Annotated in this window: 21 protein-coding genes and 1 tRNA gene; 9 read left to right on the plus strand and 13 right to left on the minus strand. The window is 68.7% G+C overall.

Features of this window, described 5'->3' with window-relative positions; genetic code table 11:
* Positions 1-53: 53 nt before the first annotated feature.
* Positions 54-947: a tyrosine recombinase XerC gene (locus ACIQCS_RS21885; protein WP_345848646.1), complete on the plus strand. Its 894-nt coding sequence runs from the start codon at positions 54-56 to the stop codon at positions 945-947.
* 45 nt (positions 948-992) lie between these two features.
* Positions 993-1484 (plus strand): GAF domain-containing protein, encoded by a 492-nt coding sequence (locus ACIQCS_RS21890; RefSeq protein ID WP_345848644.1) that lies wholly within the window; start codon positions 993-995, stop codon positions 1482-1484.
* On the opposite strand, the gene ACIQCS_RS21895 is transcribed toward ACIQCS_RS21890, so the two are convergent.
* Genes ACIQCS_RS21895 through ACIQCS_RS21905 form a run of 3 tightly spaced genes read right to left on the minus strand, consistent with a single transcriptional unit; the run spans position 1462 to position 3425 of the window.
* Complete coding sequence (locus ACIQCS_RS21895; RefSeq protein WP_345848643.1) at positions 1462-2046, minus strand: DedA family protein; 585 nt, start codon at positions 2044-2046, stop codon at positions 1462-1464. The two genes, ACIQCS_RS21890 and ACIQCS_RS21895, sit on opposite strands and share 23 nt — an antisense overlap.
* 10 nt (positions 2047-2056) lie before the next feature.
* Positions 2057-3013, minus strand: a complete 957-nt coding sequence (gene gshB / locus ACIQCS_RS21900) for a glutathione synthase (RefSeq protein ID WP_294050516.1) — start codon at positions 3011-3013, stop codon at positions 2057-2059.
* 43 nt (positions 3014-3056) lie between these two features.
* Entirely contained in the window at positions 3057-3425 is a 369-nt protein-coding gene (locus ACIQCS_RS21905; protein ID WP_345848638.1) for a YraN family protein, read from the minus strand.
* A 90-nt stretch (positions 3426-3515) separates the two neighbouring features.
* On the opposite strand from ACIQCS_RS21905, the gene ACIQCS_RS21910 reads away from it, so the two are divergent.
* On the plus strand, positions 3516-3695 hold the full coding sequence (locus ACIQCS_RS21910) for a hypothetical protein (protein WP_086130656.1): 180 nt from the start codon (positions 3516-3518) through the stop codon (positions 3693-3695).
* A gap of 150 nt (positions 3696-3845) precedes the next feature.
* On the opposite strand, the gene rsmI is transcribed toward ACIQCS_RS21910, so the two are convergent.
* Complete coding sequence (gene rsmI / locus ACIQCS_RS21915; protein ID WP_294050518.1) at positions 3846-4679, minus strand: 16S rRNA (cytidine(1402)-2'-O)-methyltransferase; 834 nt, start codon at positions 4677-4679, stop codon at positions 3846-3848.
* 12 nt (positions 4680-4691) lie between these two features.
* Here rsmI and ACIQCS_RS21920 point away from each other — a divergent pair, with 12 nt between their 5' ends.
* A complete protein-coding gene (locus ACIQCS_RS21920) occupies positions 4692-5888 on the plus strand; it encodes a penicillin-binding protein activator (protein WP_345848634.1) in 1197 nt (398 codons plus the stop codon).
* Positions 5889-6037: 149 nt separating this feature from the next.
* Here the strand turns inward: ACIQCS_RS21920 and hemW are convergent, their stop codons facing one another.
* The 6 genes from hemW to ACIQCS_RS21950 form a co-directional block, all read right to left on the minus strand.
* Positions 6038-7168, minus strand: coding sequence for a radical SAM family heme chaperone HemW (gene hemW / locus ACIQCS_RS21925; protein ID WP_345848633.1), 1131 nt, complete (start codon positions 7166-7168; stop codon positions 6038-6040).
* A 14-nt stretch (positions 7169-7182) separates the two neighbouring features.
* A tRNA-Gly gene (locus ACIQCS_RS21930) sits at positions 7183-7256 on the minus strand.
* A 50-nt stretch (positions 7257-7306) separates the two neighbouring features.
* Positions 7307-8089: an enoyl-CoA hydratase-related protein gene (locus ACIQCS_RS21935; RefSeq protein WP_345848632.1), complete on the minus strand. Its 783-nt coding sequence runs from the start codon at positions 8087-8089 to the stop codon at positions 7307-7309.
* Between the two features lie 151 nt (positions 8090-8240).
* Positions 8241-9674 carry an efflux transporter outer membrane subunit gene (locus ACIQCS_RS21940; protein ID WP_345848631.1) on the minus strand — a complete coding sequence of 478 codons (1434 nt, stop codon included), beginning with the start codon at positions 9672-9674 and terminating at the stop codon, positions 8241-8243.
* Complete coding sequence (locus tag ACIQCS_RS21945) at positions 9671-12868, minus strand: efflux RND transporter permease subunit (RefSeq protein WP_345848630.1); 3198 nt, start codon at positions 12866-12868, stop codon at positions 9671-9673. Before ACIQCS_RS21945 ends, ACIQCS_RS21940 begins: the two co-directional genes overlap by 4 nt.
* Before the next feature lie 6 nt (positions 12869-12874).
* On the minus strand, positions 12875-14086 hold the full coding sequence (locus ACIQCS_RS21950) for an efflux RND transporter periplasmic adaptor subunit (protein ID WP_401531813.1): 1212 nt from the start codon (positions 14084-14086) through the stop codon (positions 12875-12877).
* A 255-nt stretch (positions 14087-14341) separates the two neighbouring features.
* Between ACIQCS_RS21950 and hisS the strand changes: the two genes are divergently transcribed.
* The 4 genes from hisS (at position 14342) to ACIQCS_RS21970 (ending at position 18578) form a co-directional block, all read left to right on the plus strand.
* The gene (gene hisS / locus ACIQCS_RS21955; protein WP_345848629.1) at positions 14342-15583 is read left to right on the plus strand and encodes a histidine--tRNA ligase; all 1242 of its coding nucleotides are present in this window, start codon (positions 14342-14344) and stop codon (positions 15581-15583) included.
* The gene (gene prfA / locus ACIQCS_RS21960) at positions 15580-16650 is read left to right on the plus strand and encodes a peptide chain release factor 1 (protein ID WP_345848628.1); all 1071 of its coding nucleotides are present in this window, start codon (positions 15580-15582) and stop codon (positions 16648-16650) included. Before hisS ends, prfA begins: the two co-directional genes overlap by 4 nt.
* A gap of 54 nt (positions 16651-16704) precedes the next feature.
* The gene (prmC, locus tag ACIQCS_RS21965) at positions 16705-17562 is read left to right on the plus strand and encodes a peptide chain release factor N(5)-glutamine methyltransferase (RefSeq protein WP_345848627.1); all 858 of its coding nucleotides are present in this window, start codon (positions 16705-16707) and stop codon (positions 17560-17562) included.
* 266 nt (positions 17563-17828) lie between these two features.
* Positions 17829-18578: a DUF4167 domain-containing protein gene (locus tag ACIQCS_RS21970; protein WP_401531816.1), complete on the plus strand. Its 750-nt coding sequence runs from the start codon at positions 17829-17831 to the stop codon at positions 18576-18578.
* Between the two features lie 70 nt (positions 18579-18648).
* On the opposite strand, the gene ACIQCS_RS21975 is transcribed toward ACIQCS_RS21970, so the two are convergent.
* Entirely contained in the window at positions 18649-18948 is a 300-nt protein-coding gene (locus ACIQCS_RS21975) for a hypothetical protein (RefSeq protein WP_280280015.1), read from the minus strand.
* Between the two features lie 65 nt (positions 18949-19013).
* On the opposite strand from ACIQCS_RS21975, the gene ACIQCS_RS21980 reads away from it, so the two are divergent.
* Positions 19014-19442 carry a CBS domain-containing protein gene (locus tag ACIQCS_RS21980; protein WP_345852006.1) on the plus strand — a complete coding sequence of 143 codons (429 nt, stop codon included), beginning with the start codon at positions 19014-19016 and terminating at the stop codon, positions 19440-19442.
* Positions 19443-20104: 662 nt separating this feature from the next.
* Here the strand turns inward: ACIQCS_RS21980 and ACIQCS_RS21985 are convergent.
* Together ACIQCS_RS21985 and ACIQCS_RS21990 are read right to left on the minus strand one after the other, a co-directional pair.
* Positions 20105-20710 carry a hypothetical protein gene (locus ACIQCS_RS21985; protein WP_345848624.1) on the minus strand — a complete coding sequence of 202 codons (606 nt, stop codon included), beginning with the start codon at positions 20708-20710 and terminating at the stop codon, positions 20105-20107.
* Between the two features lie 533 nt (positions 20711-21243).
* Positions 21244-22722 carry a lipopolysaccharide biosynthesis protein gene (locus tag ACIQCS_RS21990; protein ID WP_345848623.1) on the minus strand — a complete coding sequence of 493 codons (1479 nt, stop codon included), beginning with the start codon at positions 22720-22722 and terminating at the stop codon, positions 21244-21246.
* Positions 22723-23209: the final 487 nt, after the last annotated feature.

Consider the following 23209-nt stretch of genomic DNA (forward strand, 5'->3'; position numbering starts at 1 on the left):
CGAGCGGTCCCCCTCCCCGAGACAAGCTCGGGGAGGAACTGTACTATCCCCCCATGACCGAGCCCGCCCTTCCGCTCCTCTATGCGCAGCATCTCGCGCGCGACCGGCGGCGTTCGGCGCATACCGTCCGGGCATATGGCGCCACCGCCGAGCGGCTGGTCGCCTTCCTCCAGCGGCATTGGGGCGGGCCCGTCACGCGCGATGCGCTCGGCCGGGCGAGCGCCGCGGACCTGCGCGCCTATCTCGCCCATCGCCGCGGCGAGGGCCTGTCCAACGCCTCCGCCGCGCGCGAGCTTTCGGCGGTGCGCGGCTTCCTCAGATTCGCCGGGGGCGACGAGGCGGAGCTGCCCCGCCTCAAGGGACCGCGCGTCAGGAAGGGCGTGCCCCGCCCGATCGCCCCGCACGAGGCGGTCGCGCTCGCTGAGACCGTCTCCGAGGAGGCGCGCGAGCCCTGGATCGGGCTGCGCGACTGGGCGGTGCTGCTGCTGCTCTACGGCGCGGGATTGCGCATCGGCGAGGCGGTGGGGCTCCCCGGCGCCGTGCTGCCGCTGGGCCCGACGATGAGCGTCACCGGCAAGCGCGACAAGACCCGCATCGTCCCCCTGCTGCCCGAGGTGCGCGCGGCGATCGAGGCCTATGCCCGTGCCTGCCCCTATGGCGTCTCGCGCGACGCGCCGCTGTTCCGCGGGGCGAAGGGCGGCCCGATGCCGGCGGGGGTGATCCGCAAGTCGGTCCGCGCCGCCCGCGCCGCGCTCGGCCTGTCGGACCGCACCACCCCGCACGCGCTGCGCCACAGCTTCGCCACCCATCTGCTCGGCCGGGGCGCGGACCTGCGCGCGCTGCAGGAGCTGCTTGGCCATGCCAGCCTCAGCTCGACCCAGGTCTATACCGCCGTCGATGCCGCCCATCTGCTCGACGTCTATCGCAACGCCCATCCCCGCGCCTGATTTCGATCAGTTACACCGGCGCGACGCTCCGCTACGGCGGAGCGCATGGACCATCCCTATCTCGCCCCCTATCTCGCCGATGTCGCCGACATCCAGCGCATCCCCGAAGTCGAGATCATCCTTGCCGAATTGTGCGAGCGCACCGGCATGGGCTTTGCCGCGGTGGCGCGCGTCACGCCCGATCGCTGGGTCGCCTGCCAGGTGCTCGACAAGATCGAGTTCGGGCTGAACCCCGGCGAGGAGCTGGCGATCAAGACGACGATCTGCGACGAGATCCGCGCGAGCGGGCAGGGTGTCTATATCGACGATGTCGATGCCGATCCGGAATGGCGCCGGCATCACACCCCGGCGCTCTACGGTTTCCGCAGCTACATCTCCTGGCCGATCCTGCGCGGCGACGGCAGCTTCTTCGGCACGCTCTGCGCGATCGATCCGAAATCGCGCCTCGGCCTCGCCGCGCTCGCCCCGCAGATGGAAGCCTATGCCCAGCGCATCGCGAGCGCGCTCGACCGGATCAGTCCCGCGGTTTCCAGGTGAGGATCCGCCAGACATAGAGCAGCGCGATCCCGGCGACGATGGCGATGATCGTCGGCCCCACCCAATCCTCGATATCCTCGATCGTGGCGCCGAGCGCATAGCCCCCGCCCAGCAGGATGACGTTCCAGATCGCGCTGCCCACTGCGGTATAGCCGACGAAGCGCCAGAAGGGCATGTGCATCAGGCCGGCGGGGATCGAGATGACCGTGCGGCCCACCGGCATGAAGCGGAAGATCAATACGGTCGGCCCGCCCCATTTGTCGAAATAGGTCTTGAGCTTCTCGATCTCGTGCCAGTCGAGCGTCAGCCAGCGGCCCCAGCGGTCGACCAGCGGCCGCAGGCGCTGGTAGCCCAGCCGCCGGCCGATCTCCCACCAGAAGAGATTGCCGAGCACCGTGCCCGCGGTGCCGGCGAGCAGCACCAGCGCCAGGTTCATCTTGCCGCGCGCCACGGCGATGCCCGCCACGCTCATGATCGCCTCGGACGGTATCGGCGGAATCACATTCTCGAGCACCATCAGCCAGAAGATGCCCCAATAGCCCCAGGAAGCCGCGTCCCACATACGGTGTCGATCAGCTCCGCTCGGCGACGCGGCGCTCGATCGCCTGCCAGATCAGCGCGCCCGTGTCGGTGCCGTTGAACCGGTCGATGGCGACGATGCCGGTGGGCGAGGTGACGTTGATCTCGGTCAGCCACTCGCCGCCGATCACGTCGATGCCGACGAACAGCAGCCCGCGCCGCTTCAGCTCCGGGCCCAGCACCGCGCAGATCTCCTGCTCGCGCGCCGTCAGCTCGGTCTTGGCCGCGCTGCCGCCCACTGCCAGGTTCGAGCGGATCTCGCCTTCGCCCGGGATGCGGTTGATCGCGCCGGCCACTTCGCCGTCGACCAGCACGATGCGCTTGTCGCCCGCCGCCACCGAAGGGAGGAAGGCCTGCACCATGTGCGGCTCGCGCCATGCGGTGTTGAACACTTCGATCAGCGAGGAAAGATTGGCGCCGTCGCGGCCCAGCTTGAAGATCGCCTTGCCGCCATTGCCGTGCAGCGGCTTGATGACGATCTCGCCGTGCACCGCCAGGAAGGCGCGCGCCTCGTCCAGGCTGCGGGTGACGAGCGTCGGCGGCATGAACTGCGGATAGTCGAGGACGAACACCTTTTCCGGCGCGTTGCGCACGCTGGCGGGATCGTTGACCACCAATGTCCGGTCCGCGATCCGCTCGAGCAGATGGGTCGCGGTGATATAGCCCAGGTCGAAGGGCGGATCCTGGCGCATCAGCACGACATCGGCTTCCTCGCCCAGGTCGAGCGACACCGGCTCCTCGAACCGGAAATGATCGCCCGCCACCCGCTGCACGGTCACCGGATGGGCCCGGGTCCAGACGCGGCCGGCGGAATAGTTCAGGTCCTCCGGGCTGTAGTGGAACAGCCGGTGGCCGCGCGCCTGGGCGGAGAGCATCAGCGCAAAGGTCGAGTCTCCCGCGATGTTGATCGCGTCGAGCGGGTCCATCTGCACGGCGACATTGAGCGACATTCGGCCTCCTTCGGGAACACCTTAGGTGACTTATTCGAATAAGTCACCCCATCCAGGCGTTCTCGATATGGCGAGGCGGCGTCCCCGGGGCAATGAGGATCACGTCGACCCGGATATCGTCGTTCGGGCCGGCATAGCGCGGCATCAGCACTTCCGCCGCGGCGGCCACGCGGGCAAGCCGGCGCTCGTCGATCGCGAAGTCGAGATCGGCTGCAGTGGCGCGGGTCTTGACCTCGACAAAGGCGATCAGGTTGCCGCGGCGCACAACCAGATCGACTTCGCCGGCCGGGGTGCGAACGCGGCGATCGAGGATTTTCCAGCCTTTCAGCCATAGCCACCAGGCGGCGCGGCGCTCGCCTTCGCGGCCACGCGTTTCCGCAGCGCGGCGATCCGTTGGTCTTCTGCCCCTCACGACTCGCACCTGTGGATAACTTTGGTTACCATCGCCAGACCGAGTCGCACCGAACCGGGTTTATCGGTGCTTTCGGGGGGTCGCATTCAGATGGAATCCAACGAACGCTATTATCGGCGTCGCGCCGCTCAGGAACTTGCTGCCGCGAAGCGGGCGATGACGGAGGCCGCCGCGCTGCGCCGCCGCCAGCTCGCCGAAACCTATCTCAAACGCCTCGCCGAGCTTACCGGCGCGGACGAGATGCGCGTGCTCGAGCAGGAATACGCGTGAGTCGGCCTTGGCGCTGTTTCGTCATCCCCTGCGCTGTTTCGTCATCCCCGCGAAGGCGGGGATCCCGAGTCGGGAGCGATGCGCGAAGTAACCCTGGATCCCCGCCCTCGCGGGGATGACGGGATCGGGGCGGTTCCGACCCGTGCCGGACTATTCCTTCATCGCCATTGCCCGCGCATAGAGCGCCTTGCGGTCGAGCCCGAGCTTCTTCGCCACTTCGCCCGCCGCCTTGCTCGCGGGCAGCCGGGTGAGCGCTTCGGCGAGCGCGGCATCGGCATCGTCGGCGCTGGCGGGCGCGGGGGCGCCCGGCGGCGCGACCACCACCACGATCTCGCCCTTGGGCGGCGCCTCGGCATAGCGCTCGGCCAGCTGGGTGAGCGAGCCGGTCACGCACTCCTCGAACTTCTTGCTGATCTCGCGCGCGACGGCCGCCTCGCGGTCGCCCAGCCCCTCGGCCAGCGCGGCGAGGCAGGCCGAGAGCCGCGGCCCCGATTCGTAGAGGACAAGCGTGGCGCGCACGCCGGCGATCTCGGCGATCGCCTCGGCGCGGGCATGGAGCTTGGCGGGCAGGAAGCCGAGGAACAGGAAGCGGTCGGTCGGCAGGCCGGCCAGGGTCAGCGCCGCGATCGCCGCGCAGGGGCCGGGAATCGTCGTCACCGGATGGCCGGCGGCGCGCGCATCGCGCACCAGCTTGAAGCCGGGATCGGAGATCAGCGGCGTGCCCGCGTCGGAGACGAGCGCGATCGCCTCGGTCGCCATGCGCGCGACCAGGCCGGGGCGGACCGCATCGGCATTATGGTCGTGATAGGGGGTCATTTTCCCCTTCGCGCCCAGGTGCCGGAACAGGCCGGCTGTCACACGGCTGTCTTCGACGGCAACCAGATCGGCGCCCAGGAGTATTTCGGAGGCGCGCGGCGACAAGTCACCGAGATTGCCGATCGGGGTGGCGACGATATAGAGGCCGGGCGTGAGAACAGCGTGCATCGGGGAGAGTAAATGGCAGACGCGACCGTGAATCCGCAACGGGGCATCCTCCGCTGGGCCGCTTTGGGCCTCGCCGCCCTCCTCGCCGCCTGTGCCAGCGGGCCGCGGGTGATCCCCGAGTCGCGCCCTGCGCCGACGGTGGAGGCGCCGCGCGAGCGGCCCTCGACGCGCCCGATCTCGCCGGGCCTGCCGCAGGATGTGGAGCGCCACCGCGTTGCCCTGCTCGTGCCGATGACCGGGCCGAACGCCGGCGTCGGCAAGTCGCTCGCCAATGCGACGCAGCTGGCGGTCCTCGACACGAAATCGGACGTGCTGCGCATCACCACCTACGACACTGCCGGCGGGGCCGCGAACGCTGCGCGCCAGGCGATCGCCGACGGCAACAAGCTGATCCTCGGCCCGCTCCTCGCCGAGGAGGCGCGCGAAGTGGCGCCGATCGCCCGGGCCGCGCGGGTGCCGGTGCTCAGCTTCTCGAACGACACGGCGGTGGCCGGCAACGGCACCTATCTGCTCGGCTATTCGCCGGCCCAGTCGATCGAGCGGGTGGTCGACTATGCCCGGGCCCAGGGCGTCACCAACTTTGTCGGGCTGATGACGTCCGGCGTCTATGGCGAGCGCGCCTCGACCAGCTTCCTGCGCGCCGTGGAGGACCAGGGCGGCAAGGTGCTGGCGATGGAGACCTATGACGGCCGCCCCGGCTCGATGACCAGCGCGATCACCAAGCTTTCGCGCACCCCCTATCAGGCGATCCTGATCGCGGGCTCGGGCACGAGCGGCGTGACGGCGGCGCCGATCATCCGCAAGTCGGCGGGCGGCAAGGCCTCGCGGATCCTCGGCACCGAGCTGTGGAACACCGATTCGGCGATCGGCGCGAACGCGGTGCTGAACGGCGCCTGGTTCGCCAGCGTGCCGGATAATTACTACCGCACCTATGCGACCAAATATCGCGCCCGCTTCGGTGCTGCGCCCTATCGCCTGTCGACGCTCGGCTATGACGCGGTGCTGCTCACCGTGCGCATCGCCCGCGAATGGCGGCCGGGCGACATCTTCCCCGAGCGCCGCCTGGTCGCGCCCGACGGGTTCGGCGGGCTCGACGGCGCCTTCCGCTTCGGCCGCGACGGCATCGCCGAGCGCGCGCTCGAGGTGCAGGAAGTGAAGGGCGGAACCACGGTGACGATCTCGCCGGCGCCGACCGGGTTCGGGGGCTGATATATTTCCTCCCCCAGCTTGTCTGGGGGAGGGGGACCATCGCGAAGCGATGGTGGAGGGGCTGGCGCAACCCGCCGGTGAACCGGCGCGCGCCTCCACCCCGCCGTTGCACGGCGCGGTCCCCCTCCCCGAGCAAGCTCGAGGAGGAATTAGGTAACCACCAGCTCGCGCAGGATCGCCTCGAGCACCGGCATCCCTGCATCGGTAACGATCAGCCGGCTGCCGGCGCGGGCGATCAGGCCCTGCGCTTCCATTCCTGCCAGCGCCTTCAGGTCGAGCGGGGCGTCCGGCACCCCGGCCAGGTCGACGCCCTCGGCCAGGCGCAGGCCCATCAGCAGCGCCTCGACGCCGCGGTCGTGCGGGTCGAGCGGGTCCTCGCGCTCGATGCCATGGCCGTTGCGCGTGATCGCCGCGAGCCAGTTCTCGGGCTTCCTGCGCCGCAGCGTGGCTATGCCGCTCCGCCGGCCATGCGCGCCGGGGCCGACCCCCGCATAGTCGCCATAGCGCCAATAAGTGAGGTTGTGCCGGCTCTCCGCTCCCGGCCGGGCATGGTTGGAGACTTCATAGGCCGGCAGCCCGGCGGCCGTGGCGATCGCCCGCGTCGCCTCGAACAGGTCGGCCGCCGCGTCGGGATCATAGGCGGCGAGCTCGCCTTTCTCGAACAGCGTGGCGAATCGCGTGCCGGGCTCGATGGTGAGCTGGTAGAGCGAGAGATGCTCGGTGCCGAAGGACAGGGCGCGGCGCAGCTCCGCCTCCCAGCCGGCCAGCGTCTGGCCCGGCCGGGCGTAGATCAGGTCGAAGCTGACCCGGCCAAAGGCACGCTGCGCGGTCGCCAGCGCCGCCAGCCCCTCCTCGACGCCGTGCGCTCGGCCGAGGAAGCGCAGATCGGCATCGTCGAGCGCCTGCAATCCCAGCGAGACGCGGTTCACCCCGGCGGAGGCGATGTCGGCGAAGCGCGCGGCTTCCACGGAGGAGGGATTGGCCTCGAGCGTGATCTCGATGCCGGGTGCGAAGCCCCAATGCGCCTCGGCCGCCTCGATCACGGCGGCGACCGTCTCGGGCGGCATCAGCGAAGGCGTGCCGCCGCCGAAGAAGATCGAGCCGAGCCGGCGGCCGGGCAATGCGGCGGCCTCATGCGCCAGGTCGGCAAGCATGGCCGCGCGCCAGGCGGCCTGGTCGACGCTCTCGCGGACATGGCTGTTGAAGTCGCAATAGGGACATTTCGACACGCAGAACGGCCAGTGCACATAGAGTGCGAGAGGGGCGGTGGTGTCGGTCATCGCTTGAAGGGGCTTGGAGCGGGTAACGGGAATCGAACCCGTGTATTCAGCTTGGAAGGCTGCTGCACTACCATTGTGCTATACCCGCGAGCCGAGGGCCGAGTGCCACAGCCGCCCCCGGCCGGTCAACCTCGCAGGCTATTTCCCGGTGAAGTTCGGCTTGCGCTTCTGGAGGAAGGCCAGGCCGCCCTCCATGGAATCGGCGGTGCCGCGCGCGCTGCGCTGGTGGTTGGCCTCCATCGCCAGCGTTTCCTCCAGCGACGATTCGAGCGCCTGGCCGATGCCGCGGCGGATCAGGCCGAGCGCCACGGTGGGCCCGGCGGCGAGGCGGGCGGCGAGCGCAAGCGCCTCATGCTCGAGCTGCTCGTCCGAGACGACGCTGTGCACCAGGCCCCAGTCGCGCGCCTTGGTCGCGGGCAGCTTCTCGCCCAGCAGCATCATCTCCGCCGCGCGCGAGCGGCCGACCAGGCGCGGCAACAGCCAGGTCGCCCCGCCATCGGGGACCAGGCCGATATTGACGAAGGCCTGGAGGAAATAGCCGGTGTCGCTCGCCACGCAGAAATCGGCGGCCAGCGCCAGGCTGCAGCCGATGCCCGCGGCGGCACCGCGCACCGCGCTCACCACCGGCACGCCCAGGCGCGCGACGGCGAGGATCGTGGGATTGTAGTGATCGGTCAGCGCGGCATGCGTCGCCGCGGCCGGATCGCCCGAGGCGAGCGCGCCGCTCGCCACGTCGGCGCCCGAGCAGAAGGCGCGGCCGGCCCCCTGGAGCAGCACCGCGCGGGCACCGTCCAGCCGGGCCAGCGCGTCGCGGATCTCGTCGAACATCGCCGGGGGGGCCGCGTTGAGCCGATCGGGCCGGTTGAGCGTGATCACCAGCACGTCGCCGGCCCGCTCGGTCAGGATCGTCTCGTACGCCATCTGCCACTCCCGTTTCGCTTCGCAACCGATAGCGGGGAAGGGGGGAGGGTGGAAGGTGGGTTGAGGACGCATGTTCCCACGCCAACCCCGCTATTCTCCATCGTCATCCCTGCCTGCGCGGGGATGACGGTATTCGCTGGAGGCCTGGCCCCTAGGATCCCGCCGGCTGCGGCCCCGAAGGCGTGACCGTCAGCAGCGAATCGCCGCCGAGCGTGCGGTAGAGCGTCACCAGGTTGGTCGCCTCCACCAGCCTGGCGTTCACCAGCCCGCGCTGGGCGGAATAATAGGAGCGTTGCGCGACCAGGCTGGCGAGGAAATTGTCGATCCCGCCGCGATAGCGCGTGTCGGCGAGGCGATAATTGTCCTGGGCCGCGGCCAGGTTGGCCGTGTCGGCCTTCAGCTGGTCGGCGATGGTGCCGCGCCGGGCCAGGGCGTCGGCGACTTCGCGGAAGGCAGTCTGGATCGCCTTTTCGTAGCTGGCGAGCGCCGCGTCGCGCTGGGCCTCGCTCCGTTCCACGCCTGCGCGGCCGGCACCGGCGTTGAAGATCGGATAGCTGGCGCTCGCGCCGCCCGACCAGTTGAAGCCGTTGCCCGAGAAGAGCCCGGTCAGCGCGTTGCTGGCGAAGCCGAGCAGGCCGGTCAGCGAGATGCGCGGGAAGAGGGCGGCGCGCGCGGCGCCGATCTGGGCATTGGCGGCGCGCAGCGTATATTCGGCCTGCACCACGTCGGGCCGGCGGAGCAGCACGCCCGAATCGACGCCGGCGGGCAGCTCGGCAACGGTGGGCGCGGCCTCCTCGATGGCGGAGGAGAGCAGCGTGGCGTCGATCTCGGCGCCGACCAGCAGCCGGAGCGCGTTGACGTCCTGCGCCAGCGCGGTCTTCTGCACCGCGACGTCGGACTGGGCGGTGGCGAGCGTCTGCCGGGCCTGGGCCAGGTCGGTGCGCGGCGCGATGCCGCCCTGCAGGCGCTGGTCGGTCAGCGCCACCGCGCGCTCGGCATTGGCCGCGGTGCTCTCGGCGATCGCGAGCAGGCTGGCGTCCGCCGCATGGTTGAGCCAGGCGGCGGCGATGTCGCCGATCAGCGTCAGCCGGGTGGCGCGCGCCGCCGCCTCGGTCGCGAACCAGCGGTCCTGCTCGGCACGGGTGAGCGAAGCGACGCGGCCGAACAGGTCGAGCTCGAAGGCGGGTATGCTGACATTGCCCGAGAAGCTGGTGCGGGTGCCGCTCGTGGTGGCGGCGCCGGTGCTGCTGCCATGCGATGCGGTCGCGCCCGCGCCGGCATCCAGCCCGGGGAACCGGTCGGCGCGCTGGATGCGATATTGCGCGCGCGCCGCGGCGATGTTGGCGGCGGCGATGCGCAGGTCGCGATTATTGGCCAGCGCCTGCCCGATCAGCTTCTGGAGGCGCGGATCCTTGAAGATGTCCTGCCAGGTGACGCTCGGCAGCGCCGCTTCGTCGGCCTCGAGATAGGCGTCTCCCACCGGCCAGCCGGGCGGCACCGGGGCTTCGGGCCGGGCATATTTCGGTTCCATCGAGCAGCCGGCGAGCGCCGTGCCGAGGAACAGGGTCAGAACCGCGCGCTTCATGCCTGCGCCTCCCGCTTGCGGGCCCGCCGTTCGCGCAGCGCCTTGAGCGCGTCGCGCACGCCGCGGCGGACGAGCACGAAGAACAGCGGGATGTAGAAGATGGCGAGGATCAGCGCGGTGAGCATGCCGCCGATCACCGCCGTGCCGATCGCGATGCGGCTGTTGGCGCCGGCACCGGTGGAGATCGCCAGCGGCAGCACGCCGAAGATGAAGGCCAGGCTGGTCATCACGATCGGGCGGAAGCGGATGCGCGCGGCTTCGATCGCGGCCTCGATCACGCGCTTGCCTTCCTTTTCGGCGCGCTCGGCGAACTCGATCATCAGGATGGCGTTCTTCACTGCCAGGCCCATCGTCGTGAGCAGGCCGATCTGCAGATAGACGTCGTTCTGGAGGCCGCGCAGCGTCACCGCGAACACCGCGCCGATCAGGCCGAGCGGCACCACCAGCATCGCGGCGACGGGGATCGACCAGCTCTCGTACAGCGCCGCCAGGCACAGGAACACGATGAGCAGCGAGACGCCGTACAGCAGCGGCGCCTGCCCGCCGGCCAGCCGCTCCTGATAGGAAAGGCCGGCCCAGGCGATGCTGGTGCCCGGGATCTGCGCGGCGAGCGTCTCCATGCGCTTCATCGCGTCGCCCGAGCTCTTGCCCGGCGCGGGCTGGCCCTGGAACTCGAAGGAGGAGATGCCCTGGAAGCGCGAGACGGTGGTCGGCGCGGTCGCCCAGCTGATCGTGGCGAAGGAGGAGAAGGGCGTCATCTTGCCGTCGGCGCCGCGCACGAACCATTCGCCCAGATTCTTGGGATCGGCGCGATAGGGCGCGTCGCCCTGGACGAAGACGCGCTTCACCCGGCCGCGGTCGATGAAGTCGTTGACGTAGCGGCCGCCCCAGGCGGTCGACAGCGTGTTGTTGACGTCCGCCTGGGTGAGGCCCAGCGCGGCGAGCTTCTCCTGGTCGATCTGGATGTTGAGCGTGGAGACGTCGGGCAGGTCGGACAGGCGCACGGCCTGGAGGTCCGGATCGGCATTGGCCGCGGCGAGCAGCTTGTCGCGGGCGGCCACGAAGTCGGTGCGCGACATGCCGCTGGTGTTCTGCAGCTCCAGCGTGAAGCCGTTCGACTGGCCCAGGCCGCGGATCGCGGGCGGCACCAGCGCGAAGACCTGGGCGTCGCGGAAGTTGCGGAAGGCGCCGGCGGCGCGCTGGACGATCGCGTCGGCGCCGTTCTCCTTGCCGGGGCGATCGTCCCAGGAGACGAAGTTCACGAAGCCCTGGCCGGTATTCTGGCCGCTGGCGCCGCCGCCCCCGCCGCCGCCGGTGACGGTGAAGATGGTGCGGACGTTCCTGCCCTCCTGCTCGCGCAGATATTTCTCGACCGCGAGCTGCACTTCCTGGGTGCGGGCCTGGGTCGCGCCGGCGGGCAGGCGGAACTGCACGCTGGCGGCGCCCTGGTCCTCGGTCGGCAGGAAGCCGGTGGGCAGGCGATAGAACATCAGCACCAGCACCGCGCAGGACAGCAGGTAGATCAGCAGGAAGATCCACTTGCGATCGACGACATAGGAAATGGTGCTGGTGTAGCGCTCGACCGTCCATTCGAAGCCCTGGTTGAACTTCGCCATGCCGGTGCGGGTCCAGCGGCCGAGAAAGGGCACGCGGCGCGCGAACCAGCCGCTGCCGGGCGCGGGCATGTCCTGCTTGCGCTTCAGCACCGTGGCGGTGAGCGCCGGGCTGAGGATCAGCGCGACCAGCACCGACAGGACCATCGCCGAGACGATGGTGACCGAGAATTGCCGGTAGATCACGCCGGTCGATCCGCCGAAGAACGCCATCGGCAGGAACACGGCGGACAGCACCAGCGCGATCGCCACCAGCGCGATCTGGATCTGGTCCATCGACTTGATCGTCGCCTCGCGCGGGGTGAGGTCGGGGTCCTCCTCCATCAGGCGCTCGACATTCTCGACCACGACGATCGCGTCGTCGACGAGCAGGCCGATCACCAGCACCAGCCCGAACAGCGTGAGCGTGTTGATCGAATAGCCGAGCGCGTAGAACACCGCGAAGGTGCCCAGCAGCACCACCGGCACCGCGATCATCGGCACCAGGGTCGCGCGCCAGCTTTGCAGGAATACGAACATCACGATGACGACGAGGGCGATCGCCTCGCCCAGCGTCTTCACCACTTCCTCGATCGAGAGCTGGATGAACTCGGTGGTGTCGTTGGCATAGGCGTAGTTGAAGCCCTGCGGGAAATCCTTGGCCGCTTCCGCAACGGTCGCCTTGACCAGTTCTGCCGTCTTCAGCGCGTCGGCGCCCGGCGCGGTGCTGATCGCGATGCCCGAGCCGGGATGGCCGTTGACGCGGCTGACGGCGTTGTAGTTCTCCGCGCCCAGCTCGATCCGGGCGACGTCCTTCAACAGCACGTGCGCGCCGCTGGTCTGGGTCTTCAGGATGATCTTGGCGAACTGCTCCGGCGTTTGCAGGCGCGACTGGGCGGTCACCGTCGCGTTCAGCATCTGGCTGGACGGCATCGGCTGGCCGCCGATCTCGCCGGCGGCGACCTCGGTGTTCTGGCTGGTGATCGCGGTCACCACGTCGCTCGGCATCAGGCCGTAGCTGGCGAGCGCCGAGGGGTTGAGCCAGATGCGCATCGCATAGGGCGAGCCGAACACGTTGACGTCGCCCACGCCCGGCAGGCGCGACAGCGTGTCCTGCAGGTTGGACGAGAGCCAGTCGGACACGTCGCGATTGGTGCGCTTGTCGGTCTCGTCATAGACACCGACGAGCAGCAGCGTGTCCGGGTTGGACTTGGTGACGCGCACGCCCTGCTGCTGCACCTGGTTGGGCAGGCGCGAGAGCGCGGCCTGGACCTGGTTCTGCACCTGCACCTGGGCGATGTCGGGATCGGTGCCCTTGTTGAAGGTGGCGCTGATCGTCACCTGCCCGCGCGAGGTGGACGAGGAGCTGAAATAGAGCAGCCCGTCGATGCCGGTCAGGTTCTGCTCGATGATCTGCGTCACCGAGTTCTGCACCGTCTCCGCCGACGCGCCGGGATAGGTGGCGCGGATGTTCACCTGGGGCGGCGCGATGTCGGGATATTGCGCGATCGGCAGCGAGAAGACCGCGCCCAGCCCCATCAGCATGGTGATGATCGCGATCACCCAGGCGAAGATCGGGCGATCGATGAAGATGCGCGACATGGGTGCTCAGCCGCCCTTCGACTTGGAGGCGCCGGCGCCCTGGTCCTTGCGGGGCGGCTCGATCTTCTGCGGCGTGTCGGCCGGGACCGGGCGGATATCGGCATTGGGCTTCAGGTTGGCGATGCCCTGGGTGATCACCTTGTCGCCGGGGTTGAGCCCCTGGGTGATGACCCAGAAGGCGCCCTGGGTGCGCTCGGCGGTGACGTCGCGGCGCACTGCCTTGTTGTCCGGGCCCACGACCCAGAGCTGGGCGGCGCCCCTGGCGTCGCGCGACACGGCCTGTTGCGGCACCAGATAGGCGCGGGTGTCGATCGCCTGGGTGAAGACCGCGCGGACGAACATGCCCGGCAGCAGCAGCCCCCCGGGATTGGCGAAGCGGGCGCGCAGCGTGACGGTGCCGGTGTTCTGGTCGACCATCACTTCGGAGAATTCGACGGTGCCGGTGGTGCCATATTCGCTGCCGTCCTCGAGCTTGAGGCGCACGCTGGCGCTGCCCGGCGTCACGCCCTGCTGGGCGAGCGCGCGGCGCAGCGCCAGCAGCTCGCCGCTCGATTGCTGGATGTCGACGAAGATCGGGTCGAGCCGCTGGATCACCGCGAGCGGATCGGCCTGGTTGGTCGTCACCAGCGCGCCTTCGGTGACGAGCGAGCGGCCGATGCGGCCGGTGATCGGCGCGGGGACGCGGGTGAAGTGCAGGTTGATCCGCGCGGTGCGCAGCTGGGCCCCCGTCTGGGCGACCAGCGCGCGCGCCTGGCGGGCGGCGGCGGCGGCGTCGGTATAGTCCTGCTTCGACACGGCCTCGGCCTCGGCGAGCGGCTTGTAGCGATCCGCCCTGATCCGCGTCGCCTCGGCATTGGCCTGGGCGTTCTGCAGGCTGGCCGCCGCCTCGGCGACGCTGGCGGAATAGAGGCTCGGGTCGATCTGGTACAGCGTCTGCCCCTGGCGGACGATCGAGCCCTCGGTGAAGAGGCGCTTGCGGACGATCCCGGCCACCTGCGGCCGGACCTCGGACGCCTGATAGGGGTTCACCCGCCCGGTCAGCTCCGCGACCACCGGCACCTGGCCCGGCTGGACCACCACGAAGCCCACCTGGGGCGGGCCGCCGGCGCCCTTTTTCTGCGCGGTCTGGCCGCCGCTCCCGCAGGATGCGAGGAGCAGCGTGGTGGCGAGCAGGGCAAAGGAAGGTCGGCACGCGCCGCCAGGGGTGATTCGGTGCAATTCTTCAACCCGGATCAGGGCGCCGACTCGGGCGCGGTTCTTGTGACGAATGCTCTTGGGCAGCGCCTTGTGCAGGTGCAACACAAGAAATGTGCCGGAAACGCGAAACACCCCTCCGGCAGACGGCAGGTTTCCACGATTGGATACACGGCGCAACAATTGCCCGTTTGTCGCAAGGTTCCCTGCGGTTATGGCAGCCCCTGCAATCTCCCGCGTTGCGGCCCGGGCGGAACCGGCCTATTGGCGCGCGCCAATATGGCACGCATCGAAACGCCCAACCGCATCCGGGGCACCCAGGACATTTTCGGCGACGAGCAGCGCAGGTTCGCCCGCGTCCTCGAGACCTTCGACCATGTCCGCAAGCTCTATTGCTTCCAGCGCGTCGACATCCCGGTGTTCGAAGCGACGGGCGTGTTCGCCCGCTCGATGGGCGAGACCAGCGACGTCGTCTCGAAGGAGATGTACACGTTCGAGGACAAGGGCGGCGACCTGATCACGCTGCGCCCCGAATTCACCGCCGGCATCTGCCGCGCCTATATCACCGAGGGCTGGCAGCAATATGCGCCGCTCAAGCTCGTCACCAGCGGCCCGGTGTTCCGCTACGAGCGCCCGCAAAAGGGCCGCTTCCGCCAGTTCCACCAGCTCGACGCCGAGATCCTGGGCGCCGCCGAGCCGGCCGCCGACGTGGAGCTGCTCGTCCTTGCCGACCAGCTGCTGCGCGAGCTGGGCATCGAGGGCGTCACCCTCCAGCTCAACACGCTGGGCGACGCCGAGACGCGCGACGCCTGGCGCACCGCGCTGGTCGCGCATTTCGCGGCGCACCGGGACCAGCTGAGCGAGGACAGCCTCGTCCGGCTCGAGAAGAACCCGATGCGCATCCTGGATTCGAAGGACCCGCAGGACCGCCCGATCGCCGACAGCGCGCCGGACATCGACGCCTATCTGACCGCGGAGGCCGCGGCCTTCTTCAAGGCCGTCACCGACGGGCTCGACGCGGCCGGCGTGCAATGGACGCGCAACAGCCGCCTGGTGCGCGGGCTCGATTACTACCGCCACACCGCCTTCGAGTTCGTCACCGACCGGCTGGGCGCGCAGGGCACCGTGCTCGCGGGCGGCCGCTATGACGGGCTGGTCGGCAATCTCGGCGGCCCCGAGACGCCGGGCGTGGGCTGGGCGGCGGGGGTCGAGCGGCTGGGGATGCTGATCGCGGAGCCGGCGGCGGAGCGCATGCAGGTGGCCGTCGTGGTCGAGGCGGCTGGCAGCGAAGCGGCCGCGATCGGCCTGCTGGCGGGGCTGCGCAATGCCGGCTTCAGCGCCGAGCTGTTCGCGAGCGGCAGCCCCAGGAAGCGCTATGACCGCGCGATGAAGGCGAGCCCGGCGATGACGGTCTCGTTCCAGCAGCGTGACGGCGAGATCGCGATCGCGCAGCGCGTGATCGATGGCGATGGGGTGGACGCCGACGCGGTGGCGACGCTGGTCTCGGGCGCCGCCCGATGAAGATCCCCGCCGACCGCATCGCCGCGATCGAGGCGCGGCGCGACGAGCTGCAGGCGCAGATGGCGACCGGCGACCTGTCGGGCGACAGGTTCGTCGCCGTCTCCAAGGAATATGCCGAGATCGAGCCGGTGGCGCTCGCCGCGGGCGAGGTCCGCCGGCTGCGCGCCGAGGCCGAATCGCTCGCGCTAATGGCGCAGGAGCCCGACGACGAGCTGCGCGCGATGGCGGCGGAGGAACTCCGCGCCAATGAAGCGGCGCTGGCCGATGCCGAGCGCGGGCTGGCGCTCTCGCTGCTGCCCAAGGACGCGGCCGATGCGCGCCCGGCTATGCTCGAGATCCGCGCCGGCGTGGGCGGCGACGAAGCCGCGCTGTTCGCCGGCGACCTGCTGCGCATGTACCAGCGCTATGCCGACCGGATGGGCTGGAAGATCGAGCTGATCTCGTCCTCCGAATCGGAGTTTGGCGGCTTCAAGGAAGTGGTGCTCAGCGTCACCGGCACTGGCGTGTTCGCCAAGCTGAAGTTCGAGAGCGGCGTGCACCGGGTGCAGCGCGTGCCGGCCACCGAGGCGGGCGGGCGCATCCATACTTCGGCGGCGACGGTGGCGGTGCTTCCCGAAGCCGAAGAGGCCGATATCCGGATCGACGACAAGGACCTGCGCATCGATATCTATCGCGCCTCGGGCCCGGGCGGGCAGGGCGTGAACACCACCGATTCGGCGGTGCGCATCACCCACTTGCCGACCGGCACGATCGTGATCCAGCAGGACGAGCGCTCGCAGATCAAGAACAAGGCCAAGGCGATGAAGGTGCTGCGCACCCGCCTGTACGAGGCCGAGCGCGACCGGCTCGCCTCGGCGCGCGCGGGCGCGCGGCAGTCGATGGTGGGCTCGGGCGATCGCTCGGAGCGCATCCGGACCTATAATTTCCCCCAGGGGCGCGTGACCGATCACCGCATCAACCTGACGCTCCACCGCCTGCCCGAAGTGATGGAAGGCGAGCTGGACGAGCTGATCGGCGCGCTCGTCGCCCAGGACGAGGCGGACCGGCTGGCGCAGCTGGATTCATAACTTCCCCCTCCCGCTTGCGGGAGGGGCTAGGGGAGGGCATGTCGCCTCACGCCGATGCCTGAGACAGCCCCGCCCCCGACCCCTCCCGCAAGCGGGAGGGGAGTCAGTTCGGCTCTGAACGAAGCCGCCCGCCGCCTCGAACCCGTCTCCGATTCCCCCCGGCTCGATGCCGAGCTGCTGATGGCGCATGCCCTGGGCGTCTCGCGCGAGGCGATGATCCTGCGCCATCTCGGCGATCCCGTGCCCGCTGCGCTCGAATCGCTGCTTGCACGGCGGCTGGCGCATGAGCCGGTGGCGTACATCACCGGCCGCCGCGCCTTCTGGACGATCGAGCTCGCGGTCGGCCCCGGGGTGCTGATCCCGCGCCCCGACAGCGAGACGCTGATCGAGGCGGCGATCGAATATTTCGGCGCGCGCGCGCCCATGCGCATCCTCGATCTCGGCACGGGCCCCGGCACGCTGCTGCTCGCCGCGCTGGCCGAATGGCCCGAGGCGCAGGGGCTCGGGGTGGACGCGTCGGAGGTCGCGCTCGATTATGCCCGGCGCAACGCCGCGGCGCTGGGGATGGCGTCGCGTGCCGCCTTCCGGCCCGGCGACTGGGGGCAGGGGCTCGCTGCGCGCTTCGACCTGATCCTCGCCAACCCGCCCTATATCGGGACGGACGAGGACCTGCCCGAGCAGGTCCGCCGCCATGAGCCCGGCACGGCGCTGTTCGCGGGCCCCGAAGGGCTCGACGATTATCGCCGGATCATTCCCGATCTCCGCCGCCTGCTCGCGCCCGGCGGCGCCGCGGTGCTGGAGATCGGCTGGACCCAGGCCGGGCCGGTATCCGCGATTGCCCGGAATGGCGGTTTCGCCGTGACGCTGTACAAGGATCTGGGAGAGCGGCCGCGCGCACTGCTCCTGACTTGAAACGACGCGAAAACGACACATATTTCTGCTTGGACATTGGTGCTGCACCGGCTAAGACAGCGACGGGGTAGGGCACTTTCAACCAAGCCGTTGAAACTTGGGCCGTGAAAAGCACAGCCCCGATTCAGGTCATGATAGCCGCTGCAGTCCGGTGGCCATGGCAGGCGAGTCGCGCCTCCCGAGGCGTTGGCGCGCATTTGTAAACTGCATCCGGGACCCAGGAATTGGACCGACGGACAGCGTAAACAAGACAGGACATACAGACCTTGATGAACAATCGTCAGGCCGGCCGCCGTCGTGGTCGTGGCGGGCAGCAGCAGCGCCAGGGTGGCAACCCGGGCCAGGGTAATGGGAACCGCATCGACAACCGTGCGCGCGGTAACGCCGCCCAGCTGCTCGAGAAGTACAAGAATCTGGCGCGCGATGCCCAGATGCAGGGCGACCGGGTCAACACCGAATATTATCTCCAGTTCGCGGATCACTATTTCCGCGTGCTGAGTGAGAGCCGCTCGCGCTTCGAGGAGCAGAACCAGCAGCGCCGCCAGCGCGACGATTTCGACGGCGACGACGAGGATTTCGACGTCGAGGCCGATGGCAATCGCGCCGACGAAGCGGACGAGCAGCAGGAGCAGCGCGCCCAGCCGCCGCGCCGCGAGCGCGAGGAGCGTCAGGGCCGCGAGCGTGAGGAGCGCCAGGAGCGCCAGCCTCGCCGCGAGCGCGAGGACCGCAACGGCCGCGCCAATGGCTATGGCAATGGCCATGCCGTCGAGGCCGAGGGCTTCGAGCCCGCCGCCGAAGAGCAGCGCGCCCCGCGCGAGGAGCAGGCGCCGCGCCGCGCCCGCCGCCCGCGCCGCGAGGAGGCGCAGCCCGCCGATGAGAGCCATGCGATCGATGCCGCGGTGCTGCCGCCGGCGCTCGGCGTGATCGACGCGGCGCCGGCTGCGGAAGCGGAGGAGCCGGCGAAGAAGCCGCGCCGCCGCCGCACCCGCGCCGAGGATGCGGAAGCGACTGCCTGAACGGCGGCGTTCGCGATCTGAAGAATCAGGACAACGGAATCAGGACAATGATCGGCGGCTGGGCGAAGGCTCAGTCGCCGATTTCCATTTCGTCCTTCAGCCGGTCCTCCACCTGTTCGTCATGGCCGGTGCCCGAGCTCAGGAACATCAGGCCCATCAGCATCGCGCCAAGCAGGATGGTGAAGAACACGCCGAGCGCGGTGGCGAGGATCACGGTCAGGTTGAGCCAGCCCAGCCAGTGCCACAGGACCAGGATCGCACCTATCGCCGCCGCCGCCGCGACCATCGCCATCCAGCCCAGGATGCGGCGATAGCGCGCCCAGGCAAAGGCGGCATATTCGGGATCGTCCAGGCCGTGCGGCGCGTCCATCTTTTGCAATTGGGGGCGATGTGTGGGAGACTCAACCGCCTGGACCCGAATGCGGAGTGATGGCGATGACGATCGCGGCGATCCTGGGGGGCAAGGGGCACGAAGTGGTCTCGATCGAGGGCGACCGGACGGTCGCCGATGCGGTCGCGCTGCTCGCCGGGAAGCGAATCGGCGCCGTGCCCGTGATGTCCGGCGGCGCGGTTGCCGGGATATTCTCCGAACGTGACGTGATCTATTGCCTGGAGCGCGAGGGGGCCGCGGCGCTCGCGCGCAAGGTGGGCGACGTGATGACCGCGCCGGCGATCACCGTCTCGCCCGACGAGAGCGTGCTCGCCGCGCTGGCGCTGATGACGCGCCGGCGCATCCGCCATCTGCCGGTGGTGGAGGGCGATACCTGTATCGGGCTCGTCTCGATCGGCGATCTGGTGAAGTACCGGATCGAGCGCATCGAATCGGAAGCCGATGCGATGCGCGCCTATATCCAGGCGGTGTGATCCCTGGGCCGGGAACCTGAACTAGGTTGAGGACTCATATTCTTCCTTCGTCACCCCGGCCTTGCGCCGGGGTCCCGCTATCTCGCCAGCACAGGAAGAAGCGGGATCCCGGCTCAAGGCCGGGATGACGGTGAAAGATCAGATACTTGTTTGGGTTCTCAACCTAGGGTCAAAACCCAATCAGCAAACTCGGTCATCCCCGCGCAGGCGGGGATCCAGGGTAGCGCAGGACGACGATGCTATCAGGTGAGCCTCCTTCCGGAGCGCGCAGGCCTCGCCTGCCCGCAACCCGCCCGCGGCCCTGGATACCCGCCTGCGCGCGGATGACGAAATAAATCAAAGCCTTGATCAGGTTTTGACCCTAGGTTGGGGACGCATAAAGGCGGCCTGTCGGCAAACGCCCCGCTTGCGGACATCAAGGGTCGACGCACGCCACGGCTGAAGCTGGGCCGGAAGCGGACTGGCAGGTCACGCTGCGTCAAGCGCGATAAGCGGACGCTCCTTTCTAGAGCCTGATACCCGGCAAATCGAGGAGCGCGGTGCGGGCGGCAGTGCGTTGCGGCGACACACGGAGGACCAATCGCCACCCCGGTGGGAGGGCGGACGCGGCTGGCTTCGTTTCGGCAGGTCAAGCCAGGCTGAAGATCTGCGCGGTGTGAGCCTCAGCTGGCGGGAAGGCCGGCCCTATCGAGGTGCTTCACGATCATGCAATTGAAGTCAGGGAAGACGAAGCCGTCGTCGGCTGCATAGAACCGCTCACCATCCGAAACATAGTGCGGGTTTAGCAGGGCTCGCTTAACGCGAAGCGGGAATTCACGCCGTGATCGCTCCAGACTGTCATAGGTCTGCAGGTGAGCGAAATACTGGACCTTGTCCTTGGGCATCAGTTTGATCAGGCCGATGCCATTGTTCCGTGCAGTGGCGACCGTGCCCGACTGAAAGCCGTTGCGTGTCACCATATAGGCCTTGATGCTGAAGCCATAGCCGCCGGCAAGCCGTCCTACGAGCTCGTCCATCAGCTTGACCTCAAGATCTCGCTTATGGTCCTTGCACTCGAAGATCACGACATGCGTCGGCTGCGCATCGTCCTTCCCGAAGTTATCTCTCACATAGACCTCGAGTACATTCTCAAAATCTACCTCGGTCTCCCGGCTCCTGGAGTAGTATCTGGCCTTGGGTCGGAAACGCACGAGTTCGGGACGGTAAGGCAGCTCGCCCGAAGCTAGGAGTTTCGCCACAAGATCGGCAACTTCTCGCTCCAGATCCATTCCATCATTCCGCTCAGCGCTAAAATCCGTCAATCTTATCACTCCGCTTGTTGGCCGTCGGCGAACAGGGCGCCGAGCTCCGGCATCCTGATCAAGATTTAGTGCTTATGTCGCGATGAAAAAAGTCGCTTTTCACGGATTCAATTTCCTAAGTGGACGGGACGGTTAACACCAGTCTTGTCCATCAACCCGACGTTAACGAACGGCTGCCTTGGAAATCAACTACCAACATTGAGAACGACTGCAATTGGGGGCGCATACCCGCCGTGCCCGCAAGGCCATCGGAATGGCAGCTATCCACCCAAGATCGGCCGATTGGTCCGATATACCGAAAGCGGTCGTTTATGGGTTCACACCCAAGCCTTTGAAACCATGTCCGTCATCCCCGCGAAGGCGGGGATCCAGGGCCACGGGCAATGGCCGCGCGGCGCGTCCTGCCGTCTCCGGCTGCTCTGCGCGGAACTGCTTCGCCCCCATCTAGCGTGAACCCCCGCCCTCGCGGGGATGACGAACTCTCCCCGGCGCGTCGCGGCTCATCCGTGGCGGTTGCGGATCAGGTTGATCGATTCGATCAGCATCGGGCGGGCGAACAGGAACAGCAGCCCGCCATAGACAAGGCCGCCCGTGCCGGCGAGCAGCGCGAGATGCGGGAGCGCCGGGAGCGGGGGCAGCAGCGAATCGAGCCCGGTGACGAGCAGTGCCATGGCGCCGGCCGCCAGCACCGGCGGGGCGATCGCCTCGATCAGCGCGCCCAGCTTCACGCCGATCACCGGCAGCGTCCGCCAGGTCGAGACCGCGAGATAGACGGGATAGGCGGCGAACCAGGCGGCGACGAGGCCCATCAGCCCCCAGTGCACGCCGATCAGGAACGCGATCGGCAGGCACAGCGCGCCGGTCGCCGAGTTCTGGGCGCTGATTCCCGGGCGGCCACAGGCGTCGCTGGCGGGGGCATAGAGTATTTGCAGCGTCATCATCGGCATGGCGAGCGCCAGCCAGTGCACCACCGGGGCAGCTTCCCGCCATTTCGGGCCCAGCGCCACCGCGACCAGCGGGTCGGCGGTGGCGGCCATGCCGAGATAGAAGGGCATCGCGACCACCATGATCAGCCGCGCCGACTTGGTGAAGGCGGCGGCGACCGCGGCCTTGTCGTCCTTGAGCCGCGCATAGGCGGAGAAGGCGACTTCGTTGAGCGGGGGCACGAACTTGGCGACGAAGATCTGGGTCAGGAACAGGCTGGTGGTGTAGATGCCCAGCGTGTGCGGGTCGAACAGGCGGCCGGCGATGAACACGTCGGCCTGGCTCTGGGCGAACCAGAAGAGCTGGCCGGTGGCCATCACGCCGCCATAGCGGGCGATGTCGCCGGCGCCGCGAAAGTCGAAGCTCGGCCAGAGCAGCGAGCGCGCGGCGATGGTCATGCCGATGGCGCGGGTGGCGAACAGCGCGATCGGCGCGGCGACCAGCGTCCACACGCCCAGGCCGGCGAGCGCGCCGGCGAGCGCGGTGATCGCGCCGGCGAGCGCCGAGACGAAATTGACCAGCGCCTGCTTGCGGAAGTCCATCGCGCGCGAGAGCAGCGCCTGGGGCAGGGCGATGAACGGGGTGGCCATATATAGGAGCGCCTGCACGCGGAGCAGGTCGGCCACCATGGGCTGGCGGTAATAGGCGGCGGCGGCGGGGGCGGCGAGGAACTGGATCGCGCCCAGGCCGAAGTTCAGCAGGATCAGCATGCCGAACAGCTGGCGCTGCGCGTGGCGCCCGGCGTCCTTGCGCTGGATGAGCGCGCTGGCGAGGCCGTAGCCGTTGAGCATGTTGAGCAGGACCAGGATCACCTGGGTCATCGCGAACAGGCCATAGGCGGACGGGCCGAGCAGCCGGATGACGATGAAGGTCGAGGCCCAGGTGAGCAGCTGGCCGAAGATCTGGGTGCCCGAACGCCAGATCACGGCGCTGCGCACCTGTTGGCGCAGCGCGGCGCTTTCGGCTTCGGAATTGGCCAGCACGGTATCGCTCATCTCGCGCGCTATGCGCCTGTCCGCCTTTATGCGCCGTAAACCGCCGGGAAGCCGCGAAATTGCGCAGTTCTGCAGGGGAAATCGTATCCGGGATTCGCGGTTTCTGGCGCGATTCGAGGGGCGATTCGCGTGATTCGCGGCCTCCCGGGTCATCGATCCGTCACGCAGCCGTCGGATCGCATGTCAGAAAACCGCAGATTTCTGCGGTTTCCGGGGCCTGTTTCGAAAAAAAGACAGAAAGTTTCACAAGGCTGTTGACGGGCCGAAAGGTCACGCATAGAAGCCACTCCACCGACGCGGTGCTCCTCACCGGAACGCTTCGACGGTCACCAAAAACAAGGCGCACAGGTCGCCCCGAGAAAAAGGGGTTAGACGGTGCGTCGGTTTTTGTCGCTCTTTGACATAGTGATTTAGATGAAGGGACATGTGGGCGGCGGCCCTGGGTCTTGCGGCTTCTAGGCGCAAGTAACTCAGAGAAAGCAAGCCG

The sequence above is a fragment of the Sphingomonas sp. NPDC092440 genome (assembly GCF_044754985.1).
Lineage (GTDB): Bacteria > Pseudomonadota > Alphaproteobacteria > Sphingomonadales > Sphingomonadaceae > Sphingomonas.